Consider the following 22547-nt stretch of genomic DNA (forward strand, 5'->3'; position numbering starts at 1 on the left):
TCACGAAACAGAGCCCCGCGGGAGATCCCGCGGGGCTCTGCCATATGGTTTTCCCGGATCCGTCGCTGCAGCGATGTCTGCGTAGAACCGGACCGCATTGTCGAGATCCTCCTCATCGGGCCGTCCCTTGGCGATGCCGCCGATGAGTTTGAAGGGGCCGAAGGTGTTGAAGCCCAGACAGCCGTATTTCCCCAGAATGACGGCCTTTTTGTCTTTGACGGCTTTTGCGATGGCCTCGGTGTACCCTTTTTTCTCAACGCCGCAGGTGTAGAGGAAGAAGACCTTCTTTCCGGCAGGGAGGTTTCTCTCCGCGAACTGCAGGACGCACTTGTGGAATTTGGAGTAATAGATGCCGGAGGCGAAACCGATCAGGTCATATCCCGCAAGGTCGGCGGTGTCGGTTTTGACTGCGTCGATGAGGGTGATGTGGAAGCGCCGGGCAATGGCGTCCAGTACTTTTTTTGTATTGCCATGGTGGGCGGAGTAATAGATCACTGCTGTTTTCATACTGATTTCTCCTTGCTTTATCATCATATATCCAATATACTGTATCTGAAAACCATGTACAAGTACGCAATTTGAATGTACTTGGTATGTTTGAGTGTACTGGAGAGGCCTATGAAAAAGGACATGACAGCGGAGGAATATCTGCACAGAGTGCTGTCGGATGATGTGCGGGACGACTGCCCCATGCGGCGCACCCTGGAGCTGCTCAGCGGGAAGTGGAGGACCCATATCATATACGAACTGTGCAAAAAACCGTCCTGCCGGTTCGGAGAGCTGAAAAAGGCGCTTCCCCGCATTACGAATACCATGCTGACCAAAACGCTGCGGAAGCTGGAGGACCTGGGGATCGTCCGCCGGGAACAGTTCAATGAGATCCCGCCCCACGTGGAGTATTCGCTGGCAGAGCAGGGCAGGGCGCTGCTGCCGGTGTTTTTTGAACTGGCCAGGTGGGGGGAGGCATACCTGAAGGAATGACTGCCTGTTCCCGCGGGACCGGAGCATGTTTTTTCACCGGCGGAGAGACGGCGTACTCCGACAGATTCCCGTCTTGACAAATCCGGCCAAATCCGTATAATAGAACTAATCAACGCAGTGACAAAGCCAGCTTTCTGAAACCGGCTCCAGCGAGAGGGGATTGGTGCAAGCCCTCAGCCCACGCCAGAGAGCAGCCACTTTTGAGCGGCCCGCGACGAGCGGGACGGTTCATCCCCGATAGCGGATGACATGAGATGTCCCTTCCGGGAGGAGGGACAGATCAGGGTGGTACCGTGGAGAAAGTATTTTCCGCCCCTGACACAGGTCAGGGGCGGTTTTTTATCCCTCTGCGGACGAATTTTGATACTGCTGTTCTGCCCCGCGGTGGCCGCCGGTCACGGGGCATTCACAATCCATCAAGGAGGTTATTTCCATGCGCTTTTCCAGAAAGATCGAGAGCTGCAACCTGTCTCCCATCCGTAAATTCCATCCCTATGCCGTGGAGGCAGAGGCCCGCGGCCGGAAGATCTATCACCTGAACATCGGACAGCCGGACATTGAGACGCCCAAGGAGTTCTTCACGGCCATCCAGAATTTCAAGGACCCCGTGCTGGCCTACGCGCCCTCCGCGGGCATCCCGGCCTACGTGGAGTCTGTCCGGGGGTATTACAGGAGCCTGGGCATCGAACTGGACACCGGGGACATCCTGGCCACCAACGGCGGCAGCGAGGCCCTGCAGATCGTCCTTCAGTGCATTCTGGACGAGGGGGACGAGGTGTTGATCCCCGAGCCCTTCTACCCCAACTACAACACCTTTACCCGTCTGGCGGGCGGCGTGGTCCACCCCATCCCCACCTCCGCCGAGGAGGGCTTCTTCTATGGCGACCGGGACCGCATCGAGGCGGAGATCACCCCCAGGACCAAGGCCATCCTCATCACCAATCCCGGCAACCCCACCGGCGCCATCCTGTCGCCGGAATCCACCCGGATGATCGCCGACGTGGCCCGGGACCATGATCTGTTTGTCATCGCCGACGAGGTGTACCGGGAGTTCGTCTACGGCGATGAGAAGATCGTCAGCCTGGCGGAGTTCCCGGATGTGGCCCAGAACGTGGTCATCATCGACTCCATCTCCAAGCGCTTCTCCGCCTGCGGCGCCCGCATCGGCGCCCTGATCTCCCGAAACAAGGAGCTGATGGGCCAGGCCATGAAGGTCTGCCAGGGCCGTCTGTGCTGCTCCACCCTGGATCAGCTGGGCGCCGCCGCCCTGTACTCCGCGGGACCGGCCTATTTCGCCGCCCAGAAGGAGGAGTATCATCGCCGCCGCGATACGGTGATGGAGAAGCTGGCCCAGATCCCCGGCGTGGTGTGCAAGTGTCCGGAGGGCGCCTTCTATCTGATGGCCAAGATCCCCGTGGACAACGCCGACGACTTCCAGAAGTGGCTGCTGACGGACTTCGAGGACAACGGCGACACCGTGATGTTTGCCCCCGGCGAGCAGTTCTACGGCACCCCCGGCAAGGGAAAGGATGAGATCCGCATCGCGTACGTATTGAAGCAGGCCGACCTGGAGCGGGCCATGGACCTGCTGGCCCTGGGTATCCGGGCATATCAAGGAAGGAGTTTTGGAAAATGATTCGTCATATCGTCATGTGGAAGTTCCGTCCCGGCACGGAAAAGGAGCAGGAGGAGTTCCTGACGGGCCTCCGGAATTTGCAGGGGGTCATTCCCCAGCTGCTGAAGTCCGAGGTGGCTGTCAACGTGGCCCCCGGCAACTATGACGCCGTGCTGGTGTCGGAGTTCGCGTCTCTGGAGGACCTGGACGCCTACAAGAACGATCCCCGCCACAAGGCGGTCTCCGCCCTGTGCAAGTCCATCCGGGAGGACCGGGTGGCCGTGGACTACGAGTTTTAAGATCAGACCAGAATATAACAGACGCCCCGGAGCCGCATGGCTCCGGGGCGTTTTCACGGAAAACAGAAAACTTTCCGGACCGGTCAGGCCCTTTCCACATAGTTTGATAGTGAAAATTGAAAGCGGAGGGGTCCGTATGACAAACACGGTACATTTCTTTTTGGGCGCCAACAGCGGCAATGGATACCAGAGCCTGTTCGGACAGCTGACGGAGGATCGGACGCTGTACGACATGGTGATTCTGAAGGGGCCGCCGGGAACAGGGAAGTCCACGTTCCTGAAGCTGGTGGGGGAGGCCATGGAGGCTGTGGGCACGGCAGTGGAGTACATCCACTGCGCCGGCGCGCCGGAGTCACTGGACGGCGTCTTCCTGCCGGAGCTGCGCTGCGCCCTGACGGACGGTACGGCGCCCCACCTCCTGGAGCCCCGGTACCCCCTGGCGGTGCAGCGGTGTCTGGATCTGGGGCGGCTGTGCGACATCACTGCCGCGAAAGCCGCCAGGGACGAGGTCATCCGTCTCACGGACGGCGAGGCGTCGGCCTATGGCCGGGCCTTCCACGCCCTGAAGGCCGCCCGGCAGGTGGAACTGGACACGGCGTCCGCTGTCCGCCGGACCGTGGACTGGGCGCGGCTGGAGCGGCGGGTGGAGGGCATCGCCCGCCGGGAGCTGCGGCAGCGGGGAACGGAAGCGGGAACCACCGCCCTGCGGTTCCTGGGCACCATGACCCATCAAGGGCCCGTCTGGCGCTTCGACACGGTGGAGGCCCTATGTCCCCGGGTCTACGAGCTGGCGGACAGCTGCGGTCTGGCGGGAGGTACGCTGGAATATCTGCGGGAGACGGCGGCGGAGCGGGGCTGGAACACGGTGGCCTGTCCGGCACCGGAGGAGCCGGACCGTCTGGAACACCTGCTGATCCCCGGATTGGGGCTGGCCTTTGTCACGTCCCACCCCGGCATGGAGTGGCCCGGCAAGGCGTACCGCCGCCTGCGGCTGGACGCCATGGCCCAGCCGGAGAACCGTGCCCGGGTCCGGTTCGAGAGCCGTATGGCCCGGCTGCTGCGGCAGGAGGCCGTGGCAGCACTGGGGGAGGCCAAGGAGGCCCACGACGCCCTGGAGGCGCTGTACCATCCCTACGTGGACTTCGACGGCGTCCGGACACTGGCGGCCCTAGAGACGGCCCGGCTGCTGGCGTGGCAGAGCAGTATGCGGTAGCACGGGTACGGATTCCTTGTTGCTTGGAAGAAGAAAGAATGCCGAAAAGGGTCCGCCGGAGGGCGGACCCTTTTCATGCGAATCGGCACGGAAGCGCCTTATCCCCGCCCGTCTTTCGGGAGGGCGTTCATGTTTTTCGACGCCGTGGCCTTCATGGACCTGACGGACAGCACGCACACAAGGACCGTCAGGATATCGGCGGCGGGCTGGGAGAAATAGATGCCGGTGACGCCCAGCAGTTTGGGCAGCGTCATGATGAAGGGAACGTAGAACAGGCCCTGCCGGATCAGGGACAGGAACAGTCCGTACCGGGAGGAGCCGATGGTCTGATAGGTGATGGTCATCATGTAGCACAGACCGAAGGCGGGATACAGGATCATCTGGGAGATCAGCAGCCGTCTGCCGTAGTCCACGATGACCGGATTGCGGTTGAACAGCAGGATCAGCGGCTTCGACAGCAGGATATAGACCGCTGCAACCAGCACCGTCAGCAGCAGAGAGCCCTTCAGCGCGAAGCGCACCGACTGATGGAACCGGTCCTCGTCCCTGGCGCCGAAGGCGTAGGAGGCCACCGGCTGATAGCCCTGCATAAAGCCCATGACCACATAGCAGCCGATGAGGACCAGCCGCTGGACCACGCCGTAGGCGGCGATGATCTCATCGGACTGAGGGAGGGACGCGGCGGCGATGTTGGTGAGGGAGGAGGCCACCGACAGGCAGATCTGGATGACCGCTGTGGGGATGCCGATGAGGGTGACGGTCTTCATCAGATCCCAGCTGGGCCGGAACGCCCGGACCCGGATCTTGATAATGGACCGGCCGCTGGCATAGAACCAGACCAGAATGAAGAAGGTGACGAACTGGGAGACAGTGGTGGCCAGGGAGGCGCCTGCCACGCCCATGTTCAAGCCCCAGCTGAACATGAATACAGGGTCCAGGGCGATGTTCAGCAGGGCGCCGGTGATGACCGCGATAGAGGAGATCCGCACGGAGGACTCGGCTCTGGCGGCGCAGTTCATGCTCTGGGCGGGCAGATTGGCCAGGGCGGCCACGAACATCCAGAAAGCGTAGTCCTCCGCCAGGGGCAGGGAGGCGTCCGAGGCGCCGAAGGCCCGCATCAGCGGTTCCATGAAGACGATGCCGCCCACGCACAGCAGAATGCCGATGAGCATGGAGATGCCGATGATGGTGGTAATGGTGCGGCTGGCGCCCTCAGGGTCCTTGGCCCCCAGCTGACGGCCCGCCAGAACGGCGGCGCCGGCGGCAAAGATGTTTTCGATGGACACCATGATCAGCAGCAGGGGGACGGTGACGCCCACCGCCGTCAGGGCGATGTCGGAGTCCAGCATCCCGATGTACGCGGTGTCCACCAGGTTGTAGACGGCCTTGGCCAGCAGCGCCAGCGTGGCCGGAACGGCCAGCCGGACGATGGCCTTGGAGGGACGCATGTCCCCCAGAATGGATTGCGTTTTGGTTTCTTTCTCAGACATTTCCATGCTCCTCTCCTGCGATCACGCCATAGAGCAGGATGTTCAATGCCTGACGGCAGCTCTGTTCTCTGGCTTCAAATTCCAATGGGTCGGTCCCCGTCATCTGATGGCGGGCGTTAATGAAATCCTGAAACTGCCGGAAGGTCTCGATGACGTCCGCTTTCGTGATATTGGGACGCAGGGAGACGGGGGCCAGCAGACGCTCCAGGATCTGCGCGTTCAGGGCGTCAAATTCCTGTTTTCGCTTCTGGATCCCGGTGCGCAGATGGGCGGGCGGCGTGATGACCGCCTCGCAGAAGATCCGCTGATAGACCGGATGCTCCCGGAAAAACACCATGCGGGCCGTGAAATACCGCTCCAGCTGTTCCTCAGCGGTGCCCTGCTCCGGCTGCATATGGGTCCGGATAAAGCCGGTGAGCAGATCGAAGCACTCCCCCACGCAGGCCAGAAACAGATCGTCCTTGGTGTCAAAATAGTGGTAAATGATCCCTTTTGAGAGATCGTCGGTGCAGACATGGTTGATGGAGCTGGCGCCGTACCCCTGGGCGGAGAATTCCGCCAGAGCGCTGTCCATGATCCGCCGCCGCGTCTGCTGATTCTTTTCTTCCCGTTTCATTCCATCACCTCTAAATATTGACCACCCGGTCGATTTATGATAATAGCACAAATTGACTGGGTGGTCAATATTTTTCTGCCCGGTTTCCGTGGATGTCAGATGACGGGCGGCACGGGACCGGCGGGGGCGGCGGGACGGTGAAAGACCCCCGCGGACATCGCGCCGGATGCCCGCGGGGGTCCTGAAACTTTACAGAAAAGGAGACATCACGCCCTGGCCAGATAGTCGGCGCAGCAGCGGCCCGCCGCTTCGGCCAGCGCCGCCTCGTCCACGTTCACCAGACGGCCCTCCTTCACCACGACCTTGCCGCCCACAACGGTGTAGTCCACCGGGCCCCGGAGGCCCACCGTGGCCAGCACGGCGCCGGGATCGTCCATGGCGCCGGTGAGCTCCAGCCGCTGGGTGTCCACTAGGAACAGGTCCGCGCACTTGCCCACGGCCAGCTGGCCGATGTCGTCCCGGCCCAGAAGCCGGGCGCTGCCCCGGGTGGCCATCTTCAGCACGTCATAGCCGCTGGGGGCATCGGCGCTGGAGTGGAGCCGGTGGAGCAGGAAGCACACCCGCAGTTCCTCCAGCAGGGAGGAGCCGTCGTTGGAGGCGGAGCCGTCCACCGCCAGCCCCACGGGGACGCCCAGCCGCAGCATCTCCGGGATCCGTGCCACGCCGGAGGCCAGTTTCATGTTGGAGATGGGACAGTGGGCCACGCCGGTGCCGGTGCGGGCCAGCTCCCGCAGCTCCCCGTCGTTGAAGTGGATGCCGTGGGCGTACCACACGTCCGGTCCCGTCCAGCCCAGAGAGGCCATATATTCCAGGGGCCGCATGTGGTGGTGCTCCAAGGTATAGCGCTCTTCGTCCTTCGTCTCCGCCACATGGGTGTGAAGCCGGACGCCGTACTGCCGGGCCAGGATGGCGCTCTGCCGCAGCAGCTCACCGGACACGGAGAAGGGGGAGCAGGGGGCCAGGGCCACCTGCCGCATGGAGCCGAAGGAGGGATCGTGATACGTCTCGATGGCGTGGACGGAGTCCCGCAGGATCTCGTCCACCGTCTGGACCACGCTATCCGGCGGCAGGCCGCCGTCCTTTCTGGACAGGTCCATGCTGCCCCGGGAGGCGTGGAACCGGATGCCCAACTCCTCCGCGGCGGCGAACTGGGCGCCCAGCAGATCCCCGGCCCCGGCGGGGAAGACGTAGTGGTGGTCGAAGCAGGTGGTGCAGCCGTATTTCAGCAGCTCCCCGCAGCCGGTCAGGGTGGACAGCCGGACGGTCTCTGCGTCCAGGCCCTTCCAGATCTCGTACAGGGTAGTGAGCCAGTCGAACAGCTCCATGTTCTGGACCTGGGCCAGATTCCGGGAGAACACCTGATACAGGTGGTGATGGGTGTTGACAAGGCCGGGATAGCAGGCGAAATGGCTGCCGTCCAGCACGGTGTCCGCCGTCTCATGGGGCAGGGCGGGGGCGATGGCCCGGATGACGCCGTCCTCGGCGTAGAGATCCGCGCCGTGAAGTACCGGCGTATCGTCGCCGCAGGTGACCAGTGTCTGGATGTTCCGGATCAGAAGAGAGGGCATGTGCAATGCTCCTTTCGTGGTTTTGTTGATACCAGTATAAGAGATGCGGCGGGAAAAAGCAACGGAAAGCCGTTGGAAAAGCCCCGTGCCGGTCTGTGGACGGCGCGGGGCTGACGGACGATCACTTTTTCCCGGTGGAGACAGGCGTCTGTCCCTCCGGCGTCCCGCCGCCGATGGCCTTTTGCGGCTTCACATGGCGCCAGTACCGGCTGGTTTTGGCGAAGACCGGCTCGCAGAGGTACAGCGTGGCGGGCATGACGAAGATGCTGATGACGGCGGAGATGATGGAGCCCCGGGCCAGCATGACGCAGATGGCGCCGATGAGGTCGATCTCCGACACGAAGGACACGCCCAGCGTGGCGCAGAACAGCACCAGGGCGCTGGTGATGATGGAGGCGTCGGCGGAGTCGGCGGCGATGCGGATGGCCTCCCGCCGGCTGCGTCCGATGCGGATCTCCTCCCGGAAGCGGGTGGTCATGAGAATGGCGTAGTCCACGGTGGCGCCCAGCTGGACGCAGCTGATGATGGTGGGGGCGATGAAAGGCGTGGAGGTATCGGTGAAATAGGGGATGCCCTGGTTGATGAAGATGGCCAGCTCAATGGTGGCCACCAGCACCAGCGGCACGGAGACGGACTGGAAGGTCAGGGCGATGATCAGGAAGATGGCGGCGATGGAGATGTAGTTAGTGACCTGGAAGTCCACGGCGGAGGTCTCGATGAGGTCGTTGGTCATGGCGGCCTCGCCGGTGATCATGGCGTCGGGGTCGTACTGCTTCAGGATGGCGTTCAGTTCCACCAGCTGATTCGCCACCTGATCGGAGGCGGTCTCATAGCTGGAGTTCACCATCATCAGCTGATAGCCGCCCTGCTTCAGCATATCCTTCAGCGCGCTGGGGATGAAGAAATCGGGGATGCCGGTGCCCAGCATGGAGTGGTAGGACAGCACGGAGGTGACGCCCTTTACGTCCTTGACGGCGCTTTCCAATTCGTTCATGTCCGTGGAGGTGATGTCGTCCCGGAGGATGATGAAGTGGGACGTGGCCATGTCGAAGTCGTCCTTCAGCTTCTCGTTGGACACGATGGAGTCCAGATCCCGGGGCAGGGACTCATCCAGCTTGTAGTAGATGGGCGCGTGGTCCTGGGCGTAGAAGGCGGGGAGGAACAGCGCCAGGAACAGCACCAGAAAAGCCCGGCTGTGGCGGATGATGAAACTGTTGGCTCTGTCCAGATTGGGCAGCAGGGTCCGGTGCTGATGACGGGTGATCTGTTTGTCGAAGATCAGCAGCAGGGAGGGCAGCACCAGAATGACGGTGGCCACGCCCAGCACCACGCCCTTGGCCATGACGATGCCGATGTCCCGCCCCAGGGTCAGGCGCATGAAGCACAGGGCCAGAAAACCGGCGATGGTGGTGAGGGAGCTGCCGGAGAGGGACGTGAAGGCCGCCACAATGGCCTGGGCCATGGCGTCCCGCTCGTCATCGTAGTTCTGCCGCTCCTCCTCGTACCGGCGGTAGAGGAAGATGGAGTAGTCCATGGTGACGCCCAGCTGCAAGACGGCGGCGATGGCCTTGGTGATGTAGGAAATCTCCCCCAGAAAGACATTGCTGCCGAAATTGTAGATGATGGCCAGTCCGATGCTGACGATGAACACGAAGGGCAGCACGGTGGACTCCAGGGTCAGGCTCATGGCGACGAGGGCCAGCACCACCGCCAGCCCCACGAACACCGGCAGTTCCTTGTCCATCAGGGCACGGGTGTCCCGGATGACCACGGAGAAGCCTGCCAGGAAGCACTTCTCATTGCAGACCTTCCGCACCTGGTCGATGGCCTCCATGGTCTCGTCGGAGGCGCCGGGGTGGTCGTACTGAATGATCATCATGGTAGAGCCGTCGGAGAAGAAGATGTCCCGCAGGCTGGCGGGGATCATGTCCGTGGGGATCTGGATGCCCACCATGTTGCTGAGCCACACGGCGTTGGAGACGCCGTCGATCTCCTGGATGGCGTTCAGCAGGTCGTTGGTGTACCCGGCGGGCATATCCTCCACCACCAGCATACTGGTGGCGGCCATTTTGAAGGGCTCCTCCAGCAGCTGTTCTCCCTGGGAGGAGGGCAGATCCTGGGGCAGATAGGACAGGATATCATAGTTGATGCGGGTGGCCACGAAGCCCAGTCCCGCCGGAATCAGCATCAGCAGGGCGATGAGGGCCACCAGCTTGGGTTTTCTGGTAAGTCTGTGGGCAACTTTCTGAATCAGCATCCGCAAACACCCCGCTTATCTCCGGAAAACGCCGGTGACGGCGTTCCAGAAGTCCCGGAACATCTGCGCCACCCGGCCCCAGAAGGTGGTGGACTCCGCCTGTTTTACCGTCTCCGTCTCCTCGTCCCCGTCGGGGATCTGGATCTCCTGGGAGCGGATCAGCACCTGAACGCTCTGGGGCGTGCCGTTCCGGGCGTCGGTGAGGGACTCCGCCTCGGCGGTGGCATCCATCATCAGCAGACGGTCCACGTCGCCGGTGTGGTCGTTCCACAGGTCCTCAATGATATCGGTCATGGCGTTTTTGGAGCTCTGGATGTCCCGAGAGGTGGCCATGACGTCGGCGGTCCTCCGCAGGGTGGACGCCAGCCCTTCCAGCGTCTGCCGGGTGCCGGGGTCCAGATCGGCGCCGGTGTTTTTCAGCAGCATCTCCGTATTGCTGACCAGCGTCTCCAGATCCCGGGTGGTCTTGGCCGCGGCGGTGCTGAGATCGCTGACGGTGGTCAGGCTCTCCTGCAAACGGGGCTCGTAGTCGTTGAGGGTATTCCGCAGCGTGTCGGCCAGGTCCAGAATGTTCTGGAGCTTCTGTGAGGACCGCCGCAGGACGGCGGCGAGATCGTCCGCGTCGTCCAGCAGATCCACCAGATCGTCCAGCTGTTCGCACAGGTCCGCCAGCTCTCCCACCACGTCGGCGGTGGGACCGGCCACGTTTTTCAGTGTGCTGTTCAGCTGCTTCTGAAGCTCGCTGATCTTTCCGGAGGCGCTGTCCAGACCGCTGGTGATCAGGTCCACGGCGGCGCCGCCCACGGAGGAACTCTCGCCGTCTTCGCCGTCACCGGCTTCCGGCGTCTCCGGGGTCTCCGGCGCCTGGTCTCCGGCGTCGGGCACGTCGGAGCCGCTGCCCGTACTGTCGGCGGGATCGTTCAGCAGAAGGGAGGTGTACAGGGCCTGCCCCCCCTCCGTGTCCAGCTGACCACTGCTGTAGACGATCCACAGGTCGTTCATCTGCTTGGCCTCGGTCTTGCTGACACCGGGCAGCTGCTCGCAGAAGGACTGGAAGGAGGCACCGGACCGGGCGTATCCGTAGAGGGCCTTCAGCTGCTGGGCAGACTGCCAGTAAGCCTGCTGCTCCGGCGGCAGCGTCCCCACGGCCTCGGCGGGGACGTCCGCCAGCTGCATCAGCTGGGCGGCCATGGCGTCGCCCTGGGCGGCAGACGCGGCGGTGCCGTTGATGACCAGCATCCGGCTCATGAACCGCTCCAGGTCCGTCTCCTCATAGGCGGCGTGGACGGCCTTGACCTTCTTCACCAGCTCCCGGCTGGAGGTGTCCGTGCCGGAGCTGCCGCCGGTGCCGCCGCTGAGACCGTCCAGGGCCTCCTCCAGCCTGCGGAAACTGTGCTCCATGTCGGCCAGGGATTGAACCAGACGCTCGATGTCGTCCGCGTTGTCCTCCAGATCCTCCATGGCGTTCTCCACGTCCCGCAGCTGGCCCTTCAGGCTGACGGCGATGTCCGTCATCTCGTTGAGGGTGCCCTTGGCGTCCGTGATGGTCCGGCTCAGAGATTCCAGCTGCCCCGTTACCGGCTCCAGCAGCTGGCCGATATTGCTGAGATCCTCCCGCAGGGCGTCCGCGCCGTCGTAGAGGGAACCCTTGCCGCTGGAGAAGGTGTCCCGAGCCTGGTTCAGCTGATCCAAACCGCTGGCGGAGGCGTTGAGACTGCCGGTGAGGTTGTTCATGGCGGACAGGAGGGAGTCGAAGCTGCCGGAGAGCTTGTGATAGTCGTCCTCCAGCTCCTCTTTGCTCTGACTGATATCGGCGATTTGCTCCAACTGGGACAGGGTGGCGGGCACCATCAGGAAGGTCATGCCCGCGAACTCAAAGCTGTCGGTGCCCACCTCGATGGTGAAGTGCTGCTCCTCGCCGGGCAGGGCCAGGAACAGCACCACCCGCAGGTTGCCGATGAGCTGGACCTGGGCGCCATCCGCCTTCAACGAGAGGATGTTGTCCTGATTGAACATGGCCATGGCTTCCAGGGTGTAGTTGTTCCGGGCGTACTCGCTGGCGTTCTCATTGGGCACGATGTCCAGGGAGATCTCCACCACGCCGGTCTTTCCCGCCAGATCCTCCGCCCTGGTGGGGACGCCGTTGAGGGCGTAGTGGAGGGACAGCGTCCAGGGCAGGTCCTGGAAAGGCCGGGTGGTCTTGCCCTCAAAGTAGAAGTGGTCCGGGGCGTCGCCGCCGAAGTCGAAGGTAGTGGTGTCGCCGCCGGTGACAGGCTCCGTGCCGTCCGTCAGGTTGTTGACGGCGTCGTAAGTACCGTAGTCGGTGATGGACGAAGCGCCGTTGAGGGTGTAGCTCTTGACCACGCTGCCCTCCGTCAGGTTGCCGTAGTAGTCCAGGGTGGCGTAATACGCCTCGTCAAAGGTGGGGGAGACGCCGTCGCCGATGGGTTCCGCCGCGGCGGCGGAGGGGACGAGGGTCATCGCCAGCGCCCCGGCCATGGTCAGCGCCATCCCCCGGAGCAGCGTCCTGCGCGGGCCGGATTGTCTCATAAGATCAGCCTCCTGAATTTTATCAACAAATGTCCTATAAAAAATAGTTGTTGATTTATCAATCAGGGTTGATTATAATATGAGAGAACAGAAAAATCAAGCGACCTTTGTTCAAAATTAGACACTTGTTGAAAAATGTCTATCTCCCGGGCGGCAACGCTGCCAGACGGGGAGGACAGAGAGGAACCGATATGACAAATTCTGACGACCGGCGGGCCAAGCGCAGCCGCCGCCTTTTGAAGCAGGGACTGCAGGAGCTGCTGCTGGAGAAGCAGTTCTCCGACATCAGTGTCCGGGACATCACGGACCGCATGGATCTGAACCGGGGCACGTTCTATCTCCACTATCCGGACACCTACGCCCTGCTCCAGAGCCTGGAGGACGACGTGATGGAGGAGGCCCAGAAGATGGTGGACCAGCACCGGGGGGAGGTCCTGGAGGACACCACCCTCCGGCCCATCTTCGGCCCCATTCTGGACTACATCGTGGAGAACCGGGAGCTGTGCACCTCCCTGTTCGTCAACAACGCCAGCAGCAACTTTGCGGGCCGGGTCAACGAGCTCATCGACCGCAACGGCTCCGGCATCATCCGGGGACGGTATCCCGGCGCGCCGGAGGAGGAGCTGGAGTACGTGCTGAGCTTCATCTCCTTCGGCCTCATCGGCCTCATCAAGAAGTGGTTCGACGAGGACATGCGCATGGACAAGGAGCAGCTGCTGGACATGGCGGATCAGATCGTCAACACCATCTGCCGCGCCCGGTTCAAACGGGGATGAACGGAAAAGACCGCCGCGAAACAAACCTGTTTCGCGGCGGTCCTGTCATATGTGTTGCCGTGTGTTATTTCAGCAGGGCGCTGTTGTTGATGAGACGGTCGGCGTACAGGAACAGCACGTCGGCGCCCTCGAAGTCCACGTACTGGGGCAGCAGGGAGGAGACCATGTACCGCAGGTCCACCAGCGTGACCTTGGAGTAGGCCTCCAACAGCAGGGGCGCCAGGCTGCTGGCGTAGGAGTCCCGGAAGATCACCAGCTCCCGGTCTCCGGCGGCGTTGGGGTTCTCGATGGTCACCAGGGGGGTGGGGCCGGAGAGGAACAGGTCGTAGGAGCTGTCCGTGTCAATGAGGGACGTGTCATAGACGCCGGGGGCGTCGGGATGCTGGATGTCCGCCACCTGAGCGGTCTCCGTCCAGGCACTGGTAAGCCAGCGGACGGTCTCCGTGAGCAGGGAGGCGTCCGTCAGACGGTAGGTGCCGGAGAAGCCGTCCTGCGCATGGATGGTGAAGGCGTCATGGTCCACGGTGAAGCCCATGGCCGCGCCGATGGCGTCCGCCACAGGCAGCAGGGACTCCTGCCGCCAATGGGGATCGGTGGAGTAGTAGTCCGCCAGGGTCAGGCAGTCCGTGAGATCGATGGCGTTCCAGCCCGGCAGCTCCGCCTTCAGCTGGCCGGTGATGGCCCCGTGGTCCAGACGGTCCGCCGTCCCGGCGTACCAGCTCTTGTCGGGGATGGCGGCGTAGTACACGGCTTCGCTGTCCGGGAAGTAATCCGCCTTCAGGGACTTCAGCTTCTCCGCCAGACGGGTCACGGACTTGGCGTCCACGGCCTCGCCCGCCGGGATGTAGCCGCCGGTCTGACTGTCACCGGCTTCTCCCAGGGAGCGGAAGTTGGCGGTGAGGGCGTCGGCGCTGGTGTTGTCCATCACCAGCAGCACCAGCTCGCCGATGTTCTCCACCCGGACGTTCTCCGGGTCCACGCCCACGCAGATCCACCTCTGGGGATTGACGTTGGCGGCGATGTCCCGCTTGACCTGCTCCACGTCCGTGCCGTCCTTCAGACGGACCAGGCAGACGGAGTGGGCACGGGAGGACATCATGGGCTCGCAGGCGACGCCCTCGATGAAGTCCAGCTTCTCCACGCCCAGGAAGAAGGACAGGTTTTCCTCCGTCAGCTCCGTGGTCATGAGGCCGGTGGTACGGGTCCCGGTCCCGGCGTAGACGGCGCCCAGAATATCCACCAGGGAGCTGTCCGGAGTGACAGTGCTTCCGGCCATGGCCCGGGCGGTGGACAGGGACACGGCGGAGATCATGCCGCTTTCCAGCAGGGCGTCGGCCAGAGTGCCGCTGCCATCCCGCAGCTGGGCGCCAAGGGCGGCGTAGGACACCAGAACCACGTCCCTCCGGAGGAAGTCCCCGGTGTTGACGCCCTCCGGCAGGATGCCGGCCTGCTTGCCCAGCGTCTTCCAGTTGTCGTAGACGGCGCCCTCCGCGCCGTCGGTATAACCCAGGGTCCGGAGAACGAAGGTGACGTACATGGCGGCGGTAGCCCGTCCGTAGGGATCGAAGGTGGCGGCGGTGCGGCCCTTGGTCAGGCCGTTCTCATAGGCGTAGCCCAGGATGGCGTCGGCGTTCTCCCAGCCCGACGGCACGTCGGTGAAGGGGTGCCGCGTTTCCGCCTCCTCGTCGCTGCCGCTGTAGATGGCCTCCCATTCTTTGCCGGACAGCCGCAGCAGCATCACCAGGGCCTCCATCCGGGTGGGCGTCCGGTCCAGCTCAAAGCCCTGGGCGGTGCCCCGGAACAGATTCAGCTCCTTCAGCGCCTCCGCCTGCCGCTGGGCGTCGCCGGTATCCGCCGCCAGGGCGGGGAGGGCGCAGGACACCGCCAGCGTCAGGGCCAGCATAAGGCTGCAAAGTTGTTTTCCGATTCGTCTCATTGGGGGAAACCTCCTGATGTTTGTCCGCCTGTCAGCGACGGCGGTCTTGATAATACTTCAGACGGAGAACGGAGCAAAAAAGTTCCGGCCCGTCCGGTTTTTCTGAAAAATTTTCCCTGCCGAAGCCCGCCTTTCCGGGACGGGACACTCGCTGGAAAGCGACAGAAGGAACGGCGTCCCGCTGCCGGGACGCCGTTTGGATGGTCCGGCGAAGCGGACTGCCGGTCACGCGAAGAACTTATCCCACATTCCCAGCAGGAAGATCAGCAGGATGACGCAGGGCAGGATGTAGGTCATGTAGAACCGCAGGCCGTTGGAGATGCGAAGGCCCCGGCCGGTGTTGGCCTCCTGAATGAAGCTGTTCCAGCCCCAGCCCCTGCGGGACACGCAGAACAGCAGATAGAGCAGGGAGCCCAGAGGCAGCAGGATGTTGCTGACCAGGAAGTCCTCCAGATCCATGATGTTCCCGCCCAGGATCTCCACGCCGGAGAGGACGTTGAAGCCCAGCACGCAGGGCAGAGACAGCAGGATCATCAGCACCGCGTTCACCGCCGAAGCCTTCCGGCGGGAGCAGCCGGTGAGATCCATGCAGCAGGCCAGAATGTTCTCAAACACGGCCAGCACGGTGGAGAAGGCGGCGAAGGACATGAACAGGAAGAACAGGCTGCCCCACAGCCGTCCGCCGGCCATGTGGCTGAAGATGTTGGGCAGGGTGATGAAGATCAGCCGGGGTCCGCTGCCGGCGTCCACGCCGAAGGCGGAACAGGCAGGGAAGATGATGAGGCCGGAGACGAAGGCCACAAAGGTGTCCAGCGCCGCCACCCGCACCGCCTCGCCGCACAGGGCGTGTTCCTTGCCGATGTAGCTGCCGAAGATGGCCATGGCGCCGATGCCCAGGCTCAGGGTGAAGAAGGACTGGTTCATGGCCGCCACGGCCACGGTGCCGAAGCCGATGTCCCGCATCCGCCGGATGTCCGGCACCAGATAGAACCGCAGGCCCTCGCCGCCGCCCTCCAGCAGCACACTGTGGACGGCCAGCACCGCGATCAGGGCCAGCAGGGCCAGCATCATCACCTTGGTGACCTTCTCCACGCCGTTCTGTACGCCGGTGGAACAGATGAAAAAGCCGATGACCACCACCAGCACCATCCAGAAGGTCATGACGCCGGGACTGGCCAGCATCTCGCCGAAGACGGCCTCCGTCTCAGCGGTGGAGGCCCCGGCGAAGGCGCCGGCGGCGGTGAGATAGAAGTAGTGGAGCATCCAGCCGGCCACGGTGGTGTAGAACATCATCAGCAGATAGTTGCCCGCCATGGCCATCCAGCCGTGGAGATGCCACTTCTGTCCCGGCTTTTCCAGCACCTGACAGGCCATCAGAGGGCTTCTACGGCTGGCCCGGCCGATGGCGAATTCCACTGTCACCATGGGCACGCCCATGGCGATGAGGAAGAAGAGGTAGAGCACCACAAAGGCGCCGCCGCCGTACTGTCCGGTGATATAGGGGAATTTCCACACATTGCCGATCCCGATGGCACATCCCGCCGACAGCAGGATGAATCCCAGCCGGGAACCCAGCTTTTCTCTTTGCTCCATGATGTCCTCCAGTTGTTGATGTTGTGATGTTCGCGCTTCCCACGGGGCACGTCAGTGGGAGAGACGAGAAGTTTAATTATTGTATCATATTCCGCTGTGCTTGAAAAGAACTATGTTTTCCACTGAAGCAAATTTTTTCTCGAAATGTGCACAAAACGCGAAAAAACGGGGCTGTCAAAGGACAGCCCCGTTTATCACGCGGAGAGTTAGTTGTTGTTCAGCTCGGTGATGCCGTCGATGCGGAGATCAAAGTAAGGAGCGGAACGGATGACGGACTCCTCGAAGATGCCGTCCTTAATGCACTCGGCGCCGTTCATGCCGTAGGAGTCGGTGTAGCTGGTGAGATGCTCGCCGCCAACGGTGAAGTTGGCGCAGTCGAACACGTTCAGGCTGCCGTCCTTGATGCCGGCCCAAGCGGCGTCAACGGCCTCCTGGGTGCCCTCGGCGCAGCTCTCGCCCAGAGCGGAGATCATGACAGCGCCGTCCTTCGCGCCGGTGGCGTAGTCAGCGGGGATCTCCTCACCGTTGATGAACTTCTCCAGAGTGGCCTTGTACAGGACGGACCAGTTGTTCTGAGCGGAGGTCAGAGCGGCCTGGGGAGCCACGGAGAGCATGTCGATGTTGTAGCCCACGGAGTAGACCACGGCGCCGCCGTCGAAGGCCTCCTGCACGGCGCTGGGAGCGCCGGTGGAGTCGGCGTGCTGGCCGATGATGACGCAGCCCTTGGCCATCAGAGCCTTGGCGGTCTCGTTCTCAGCCACGGGGTCATACCAGGAGCCGGTGTACTGAACGTCCATGTGAGCCTCGGGGACGATGGACTGGACGCCCAGGAAGAAGGCGGTGTAGCCGGAGACCACCTCGGCGTAGGGATAAGCGCCGACGTAGCCGATGTAGGGATCGGTGACGGTACCGGCGTCCATCAGCTCCTTCAGCTTCATGCCGGCCACGATACCGGACACGTAGCGGGACTCATAGACGTTGGTGAAGATGTTCTTCAAGTTGTCCAGGCCGGAGCCGGCGGCCTGGTCGCCAGTGCAGGCGACGAAGGTGACGTCGGGATAGTCCTCAGCGGCCTGCTGCATGTAGGTCTGATGACCGTAGGAGTCGGAGAAGATGATGCCGCAACCGTCCTCGGCCAGCTCGACGGCCATGTCGTAGCAGGTCTCGTCCTCGCCGATATTGTACTTGAACACCACCTGGCTGTCAACGTCGATGCCCAGCTCCTTGCAGGCCTCGGTGAGACCCTCAATGTGAGCGGCGTCATAGCCGGACTGGATATCATGGACGCAGATGAGACCGACCTTCACGTCAGCGGCGGGATCGGCAGTGCTGGCGGCGGCGCTGGAAGCGGAGCCGGAGGCTGCGGGGGCACTGGAAGCGGCGGAAGAACCGGAGCTGGAGCTGCCGCAGGCGGCCAGGCTCATGGTCATCAGGCCGGCCAGCAACAATGCAAGAAACTTCTTCATTCTGTTTTCCTCCTTTAAAATTTTGAGACAAAGAATGGACAAGGGAAGACCTTGTCTATCCACATCATACAGGTTCCCATATGAAAATTCAACTGCAAAATTAAATTTTGCGTAACTTTACATGAAGAATTTTATAAGGGAAAATTTTGAGGTTTTTGGGGAAGTCCCACAAATCCAAGGGAAATACACGGAACATAGCTGTAAAAAAGGGGAACGCGCGGCGTTCCCCTTCGATCCGATGTTCACAGATGGACGGCGGTGCCGGTTTTGCCGTCGATGCCGTCCCGGGCCTTTTCCAGCAGGGTGATGAGGGCGGTGCGGCCGGGCTTGGACTCGGCGAACTTCACGGCGGCCTGGACCTTGGGCAGCATGGAGCCGGGGGCGAACTCGCCCTCCGCCGCGTATTTCCGGGCCTCCTCCGGCGTCAGATGATCCAGCCACTGCTGGTCCGGCTTGCCGAAGTGAATGGCCACCTTCTCCACGGCGGTGAGGATGATGAGGGTGTCCGCGTCCAACTCCTCTGCCAGCAGCTCGGAGGCAAAGTCCTTGTCGATGACGGCCCCGGCGCCCTTCAGGTGGTTGCCCTGGTCGGGATAGACGGGGATGCCTCCGCCGCCGCAGGCGATGGCAACCTGCCCGGCGTCCACCAGAGTCCGGATGGTCTCGATCTCCACGATGGCCTTGGGCTTGGGAGAGGCCACGCAGCGCCGCCAGCCCCGGCCGGCGTCCTCCATGACGCAGTCGCCCCGGCGGCGCAGCTCCTCGGCCTCCGCCTCGGTCATGAACGTGCCGATGGGCTTGGAGGGATTCTGGAACGCCGGATCTTTGGGGTCCACTTCCACCTGGGTGAGGATAGTGGCCACGGGTCTGGGGATCCCCCGGTCCAGCAGCTCCTCCCGCAGGGAATTCTGAAGATCGTAGCCGATATAGCCCTGGCTCATGGCGGTGCAGACGGACATGGGAGCCAGGGGATGCCGGTGGTCTTCCCGGGACAGGGTGGTCATGGCGGCGTTGATCATGCCCACCTGGGGGCCATTGCCGTGGGCCACCACCACCTGATGGCCCTCCTCGATCAGATCCACGATGGCCTTGGCCGTGTGACGGACGGCGGCCATCTGCTCCGGCAGATTGTTCCCCAGCGCGTTGCCGCCCAGGGCGATGACGATGCGTTTACCCATAATCGGTGTAACCCCTTTTCTGATACTAATTTCAAATGAATTGCCTTCATTTGAAATCCCGCGCGCTTTGTGCGCCCGCGTCGTGCGCAGCGCACGCCGCGCCGTCTCATAAAAACCTGAGGCGCTTTGCGCTGTCAGAAATCGTTCAGGCGTCTGATCAGGTTTTGATATGATAGGATCGCGGAGACTACCCGATAGTTTTGGCGGGAAATCCGAGGATATTCCCGCCAAAACAGAAAAACTGTATAAATGGAACGGCCCGGGTGCTCAGAACAGCTTCCGCTTTCCGCCGGCGTCCAGAGCCATCAGGGCGCTGACGGGGTCTTTCACCTTGGACATAAGGATCATGGCGGCGATGATGTAGGGCTTGAAGCTGGCCTGCTTGTAAAGCGGCACCAGATAGCGGTCGAACACGGAGCGGTCCACCTCGCCCTCCGGGCAGCTGAGACCGGAGATGTCGGCGGGCAGGCAGTGGAGGTACAGGGCCTTGCCGTCCTTGGTGCGCTTCATCATGTCCTCGGAGCAGGTCCAGTCCTTGTGCTGGGCGTTCTGGGCCAGGAGCTGCTGCTCCAGGGCATTGATGCCCGCCTGGTCGCCGGCCTGATACAGCTTCGTCCGCTGCTCCATGGCGGCGAAGGGCGCCCAGCTCTTGGGATACACGATGTCGGCTCCGTCGAAGGCCTCCTCCATGGTGGCGACCTTCTTGTAGGAGCCGCCGGTGGCCGCGGCGTTCTTCCGGGCGATCTCCTCCACCTCGGGCATCACGTCATAGCCCTCGGGGTGGGCCAACACCACGTCCATGCCGAACCGGGTCATCAGGCCGATGACGCCCTGGGGCACGGACAGGGGCTTGCCGTAGGAGGGGGAATAGGCCCAGGTCATGGCGATCTTCTTGCCCTTCAGGTTCTCCACGCCGCCGAAGTGGTGGATGATGTGGAGCATGTCCGCCATGCACTGGGTGGGATGGTCCACGTCGCACTGGAGGTTCACCAGGGTGGGCTGCTGCTCCAGAATGCCGTCCCGGTAGCCCTCCTTCACGGCGTCCATGAAGGTCTTCTGATACTTGTGGCCCTCACCGATGAACATGTCGTCCCGGATGCCGATGACCTCGGCCATGAAGGACACCATGTTGGCGGTCTCCCGGACGGTCTCTCCGTGGGCGATCTGGGACTTCTTCTCATCCAGATCCTGACAGGTCAGGCCCAGCAGATTGCAGGCGGAGGCGAAGGAGAACCGGGTCCGGGTGGAGTTGTCCCGGAAGATGGAGATGCCCAGGCCGGAGTCGAAGATCCGGGTGGACTTGTTCCGCTCCCGCAGGTCCCGGAGGGCGTCGGCCACGGTGAAGATGGCGTCCAGTTCCTCGTCGGTCTTGTCCCAGGTCCAGTAGAAGTCGGACTTGTACATATTGTTGATGTGCAGCGTCTCCAGATGCCGCGCCAGTTCAATGGTCTTGGACATGATGATTTGTTATCTCCTTTCCGAAATGGAAGCTCTCTTTACAAAAGAATGACGAAGCGCCGTCAGCGGCGGAACCGTTTACTGGACGTCGCCGGCCCGGTACTCACACACATCCTCGCCGCCCATGCCCTTGTAGAAGGAGGGGACGGCGGCGTAGACGGCAGCGCAGGTCACCAGATCTTCCTTCCAGGTAATCTCGTTGGGGGCGTGGGCCTGGGACTCGGCGCCGGGGCCGAAGCCCACGCAGGGGATACCGGCCCGGCCCTGGATGGCCACGCCGTTGGTGGAGAAGGTCCACTTGTCGATGAGGGGCGCCTTCCGGCGGCGGGCAGCCTCCGGCGCGGAGGGCGTGCCTACCCGCTGCTCGCCGTACAGGGCCTTGTGGGCGTCCACCAGCGCCTGGACGTGGGGGGCGCTCTCCTTGTTGATCCAGGTGGGGAAGTAGCACTCGGTCTCGTACTTCAGGCCGGTCCAGGCGGGACGGTCGTAGCGGTACATGGAGACCTTCACGTCGTCGCCGTACTTCTTGACGCTGGGCAGGTTCCGGATCTCCTCCAGGCAGGACTCCCAGGTCTCGCCGGCGGTCATGCGGCGGTCGATGGAGATGGAGCAGCTGTCCGCCACGGCGCAGCGGGAGGGAGAGGTGAAGAAGATCTCGGACACGGTGCAGGTGCCCCGGCCCAGGAACTGGGCGTCCTCGTAGTGATCGGGGTTGAATGCGGGATTCAGCATCTTCACAAGGCCCCGGACGGCGTAGGAGTCGCCGTCGCCGTTCTCGTTGAGGGCACGGACGTCCTGAAGAATGTCGGCCATCTTGTAGATGGCGTTGTCGCCCCGCTGGGGAGCGGAGCCGTGGCAGGACACGCCGTGGACGTCCACCCGGATCTCCATGCGGCCCCGGTGGCCCCGGTAGATGCCGCCGTCGGTGGGCTCCGTGGAGATGACGAACTCCGGCGTCACGTGGTCCTCATTGTGGATGTACTGCCAGCACAGGCCGTCGCAGTCCTCCTCCTGGACGGTGCCGGTGACCAGGATGGTGACGTCCTCGGGGATGAGGCCCAGGTCCTTCATGATCTTCGCGCCGTAGACGGAGGACACCAGACCGCCCTCCTGATCGGAGCCGCCCCGACCGCCGATCTCTGTGTCGGTCTCATAGCCCACGTAGGGGTCGAAGCTCCAGTTGTCCTTGTTGCCGATACCCACGGTGTCGATATGGCCATCGTAGGCAATGATACGGGGGCCGTGGCCCATCCAGCCCAGAACGTTGCCCTCCGGGTCGATCTCCACCTTGTCGAAACCCACCTTTTCCATCTCGGCGGCAATGCGCCGGATGACGCCCTCCTCGCCGCAGCTCTCGCTGGGGATGGCGATCAGGTCCCGCAGAAACCGGGTCATATCCGCCTCATAGCCCTTGGCGGCAGCTTTGATCGCTTCAAAATCCATATCCATTGCCTCCTAAAAACATTTTATCACAATGCTTTTGCCGTGCCGGTCCGTCAGCGGGACGCACGGATCTGCTCCTATCATAACATAAGAACGAAGGATGTCAAA

The 22547-nt window shown here is 62.7% G+C and carries 17 protein-coding genes; 5 read left to right on the forward strand and 12 right to left on the reverse strand.

Translation table 11 applies throughout. The annotated features are described in order from the left end of the window. Complete coding sequence (locus tag ACTNBU_RS01475; protein ID WP_441029993.1) at nt 1-507, reverse strand: flavodoxin family protein; 507 nt, start codon at nt 505-507, stop codon at nt 1-3. Between the two features lie 111 nt (nt 508-618). Between ACTNBU_RS01475 and ACTNBU_RS01480 the strand changes: the two genes are divergently transcribed. The 4 genes from ACTNBU_RS01480 (at nt 619) to ACTNBU_RS01495 (ending at nt 4108) form a co-directional block, all read left to right on the forward strand. Further along, entirely contained in the window at nt 619-981 is a 363-nt protein-coding gene (locus ACTNBU_RS01480) for a winged helix-turn-helix transcriptional regulator (protein ID WP_441029995.1), read from the forward strand. Between the two features lie 433 nt (nt 982-1414). After that, entirely contained in the window at nt 1415-2617 is a 1203-nt protein-coding gene (locus ACTNBU_RS01485; protein WP_441029997.1) for a pyridoxal phosphate-dependent aminotransferase, read from the forward strand. Further along, nucleotides 2614-2895: a Dabb family protein gene (locus tag ACTNBU_RS01490; protein ID WP_441029999.1), complete on the forward strand. Its 282-nt coding sequence runs from the start codon at nt 2614-2616 to the stop codon at nt 2893-2895. Before ACTNBU_RS01485 ends, ACTNBU_RS01490 begins: the two co-directional genes overlap by 4 nt. A 136-nt stretch (nt 2896-3031) precedes the next feature. Then, entirely contained in the window at nt 3032-4108 is a 1077-nt protein-coding gene (locus tag ACTNBU_RS01495) for a hypothetical protein (RefSeq protein ID WP_441030001.1), read from the forward strand. A 98-nt stretch (nt 4109-4206) separates the two neighbouring features. On the opposite strand, the gene ACTNBU_RS01500 is transcribed toward ACTNBU_RS01495, so the two are convergent. The 5 genes from ACTNBU_RS01500 to ACTNBU_RS01520 form a co-directional block, all read right to left on the reverse strand. Next, nucleotides 4207-5598 carry an MATE family efflux transporter gene (locus ACTNBU_RS01500; protein WP_441030003.1) on the reverse strand — a complete coding sequence of 464 codons (1392 nt, stop codon included), beginning with the start codon at nt 5596-5598 and terminating at the stop codon, nt 4207-4209. Then, nucleotides 5591-6214, reverse strand: coding sequence for a TetR/AcrR family transcriptional regulator (locus ACTNBU_RS01505; protein WP_441030005.1), 624 nt, complete (start codon nt 6212-6214; stop codon nt 5591-5593). The genes ACTNBU_RS01500 and ACTNBU_RS01505 overlap by 8 nt, the downstream gene beginning before the upstream one ends. Nucleotides 6215-6420: 206 nt before the next feature. Then, nucleotides 6421-7782: an 8-oxoguanine deaminase gene (locus ACTNBU_RS01510; RefSeq protein WP_441030007.1), complete on the reverse strand. Its 1362-nt coding sequence runs from the start codon at nt 7780-7782 to the stop codon at nt 6421-6423. A gap of 121 nt (nt 7783-7903) precedes the next feature. After that, nucleotides 7904-10039 carry an efflux RND transporter permease subunit gene (locus tag ACTNBU_RS01515; RefSeq protein ID WP_441030009.1) on the reverse strand — a complete coding sequence of 712 codons (2136 nt, stop codon included), beginning with the start codon at nt 10037-10039 and terminating at the stop codon, nt 7904-7906. Between the two features lie 15 nt (nt 10040-10054). Beyond that, on the reverse strand, nt 10055-12589 hold the full coding sequence (locus ACTNBU_RS01520) for a hypothetical protein (RefSeq protein WP_441030011.1): 2535 nt from the start codon (nt 12587-12589) through the stop codon (nt 10055-10057). A 191-nt stretch (nt 12590-12780) separates the two neighbouring features. Here ACTNBU_RS01520 and ACTNBU_RS01525 point away from each other — a divergent pair, with 191 nt between their 5' ends. Next, entirely contained in the window at nt 12781-13365 is a 585-nt protein-coding gene (locus tag ACTNBU_RS01525) for a TetR/AcrR family transcriptional regulator (RefSeq protein ID WP_441030013.1), read from the forward strand. Nucleotides 13366-13429: 64 nt separating this feature from the next. On the opposite strand, the gene ACTNBU_RS01530 is transcribed toward ACTNBU_RS01525, so the two are convergent. From ACTNBU_RS01530 to ACTNBU_RS01555, 6 genes are all read right to left on the reverse strand, one after another. After that, on the reverse strand, nt 13430-15301 hold the full coding sequence (locus ACTNBU_RS01530; protein ID WP_441030015.1) for a hypothetical protein: 1872 nt from the start codon (nt 15299-15301) through the stop codon (nt 13430-13432). 225 nt (nt 15302-15526) lie between these two features. Then, on the reverse strand, nt 15527-16894 hold the full coding sequence (locus ACTNBU_RS01535; protein WP_441030017.1) for a sodium-dependent transporter: 1368 nt from the start codon (nt 16892-16894) through the stop codon (nt 15527-15529). A 206-nt stretch (nt 16895-17100) separates the two neighbouring features. After that, entirely contained in the window at nt 17101-18360 is a 1260-nt protein-coding gene (locus ACTNBU_RS01540; protein ID WP_441030019.1) for a BMP family ABC transporter substrate-binding protein, read from the reverse strand. A 242-nt stretch (nt 18361-18602) separates the two neighbouring features. Next, the gene (gene arcC / locus ACTNBU_RS01545) at nt 18603-19538 is read right to left on the reverse strand and encodes a carbamate kinase (RefSeq protein WP_441030021.1); all 936 of its coding nucleotides are present in this window, start codon (nt 19536-19538) and stop codon (nt 18603-18605) included. 267 nt (nt 19539-19805) lie between these two features. Next, nucleotides 19806-20996: a knotted carbamoyltransferase YgeW gene (gene ygeW / locus ACTNBU_RS01550; protein ID WP_441030023.1), complete on the reverse strand. Its 1191-nt coding sequence runs from the start codon at nt 20994-20996 to the stop codon at nt 19806-19808. A gap of 78 nt (nt 20997-21074) precedes the next feature. After that, nucleotides 21075-22439: a YgeY family selenium metabolism-linked hydrolase gene (locus tag ACTNBU_RS01555; protein WP_441030025.1), complete on the reverse strand. Its 1365-nt coding sequence runs from the start codon at nt 22437-22439 to the stop codon at nt 21075-21077. Nucleotides 22440-22547 lie beyond the last annotated feature (108 nt).

This window comes from Dysosmobacter sp. HCP28S3_G4, from assembly GCF_052065175.1.
Taxonomy (GTDB): domain Bacteria; phylum Bacillota; class Clostridia; order Oscillospirales; family Oscillospiraceae; genus Oscillibacter.

What these genes read in the sequence shown, in the direction of transcription:
- ygeW (WP_441030023.1), bottom strand. Translation starts at nt 20,996, where the DNA reads ATGTCCAAGACCATTGAACTGGCGCGGCATCTGGAGACGCTGCACATC.
- ACTNBU_RS01525 (WP_441030013.1), top strand. Translation starts at nt 12,781, where the DNA reads ATGACAAATTCTGACGACCGGCGGGCCAAGCGCAGCCGCCGCCTTTTG.
- ACTNBU_RS01510 (WP_441030007.1), bottom strand. Translation starts at nt 7,782, where the DNA reads ATGCCCTCTCTTCTGATCCGGAACATCCAGACACTGGTCACCTGCGGC.
- ACTNBU_RS01540 (WP_441030019.1), bottom strand. Translation starts at nt 18,360, where the DNA reads ATGAAGAAGTTTCTTGCATTGTTGCTGGCCGGCCTGATGACCATGAGC.
- ACTNBU_RS01475 (WP_441029993.1), bottom strand. Translation starts at nt 507, where the DNA reads ATGAAAACAGCAGTGATCTATTACTCCGCCCACCATGGCAATACAAAA.
- ACTNBU_RS01490 (WP_441029999.1), top strand. Translation starts at nt 2,614, where the DNA reads ATGATTCGTCATATCGTCATGTGGAAGTTCCGTCCCGGCACGGAAAAG.
- ACTNBU_RS01485 (WP_441029997.1), top strand. Translation starts at nt 1,415, where the DNA reads ATGCGCTTTTCCAGAAAGATCGAGAGCTGCAACCTGTCTCCCATCCGT.
- ACTNBU_RS01505 (WP_441030005.1), bottom strand. Translation starts at nt 6,214, where the DNA reads ATGAAACGGGAAGAAAAGAATCAGCAGACGCGGCGGCGGATCATGGAC.
- ACTNBU_RS01555 (WP_441030025.1), bottom strand. Translation starts at nt 22,439, where the DNA reads ATGGATTTTGAAGCGATCAAAGCTGCCGCCAAGGGCTATGAGGCGGAT.
- ACTNBU_RS01520 (WP_441030011.1), bottom strand. Translation starts at nt 12,589, where the DNA reads ATGAGACAATCCGGCCCGCGCAGGACGCTGCTCCGGGGGATGGCGCTG.
- ACTNBU_RS01530 (WP_441030015.1), bottom strand. Translation starts at nt 15,301, where the DNA reads ATGAGACGAATCGGAAAACAACTTTGCAGCCTTATGCTGGCCCTGACG.
- ACTNBU_RS01535 (WP_441030017.1), bottom strand. Translation starts at nt 16,894, where the DNA reads ATGGAGCAAAGAGAAAAGCTGGGTTCCCGGCTGGGATTCATCCTGCTG.
- ACTNBU_RS01515 (WP_441030009.1), bottom strand. Translation starts at nt 10,039, where the DNA reads ATGCTGATTCAGAAAGTTGCCCACAGACTTACCAGAAAACCCAAGCTG.
- ACTNBU_RS01500 (WP_441030003.1), bottom strand. Translation starts at nt 5,598, where the DNA reads ATGTCTGAGAAAGAAACCAAAACGCAATCCATTCTGGGGGACATGCGT.
- ACTNBU_RS01480 (WP_441029995.1), top strand. Translation starts at nt 619, where the DNA reads ATGAAAAAGGACATGACAGCGGAGGAATATCTGCACAGAGTGCTGTCG.
- ACTNBU_RS01495 (WP_441030001.1), top strand. Translation starts at nt 3,032, where the DNA reads ATGACAAACACGGTACATTTCTTTTTGGGCGCCAACAGCGGCAATGGA.
- arcC (WP_441030021.1), bottom strand. Translation starts at nt 19,538, where the DNA reads ATGGGTAAACGCATCGTCATCGCCCTGGGCGGCAACGCGCTGGGGAAC.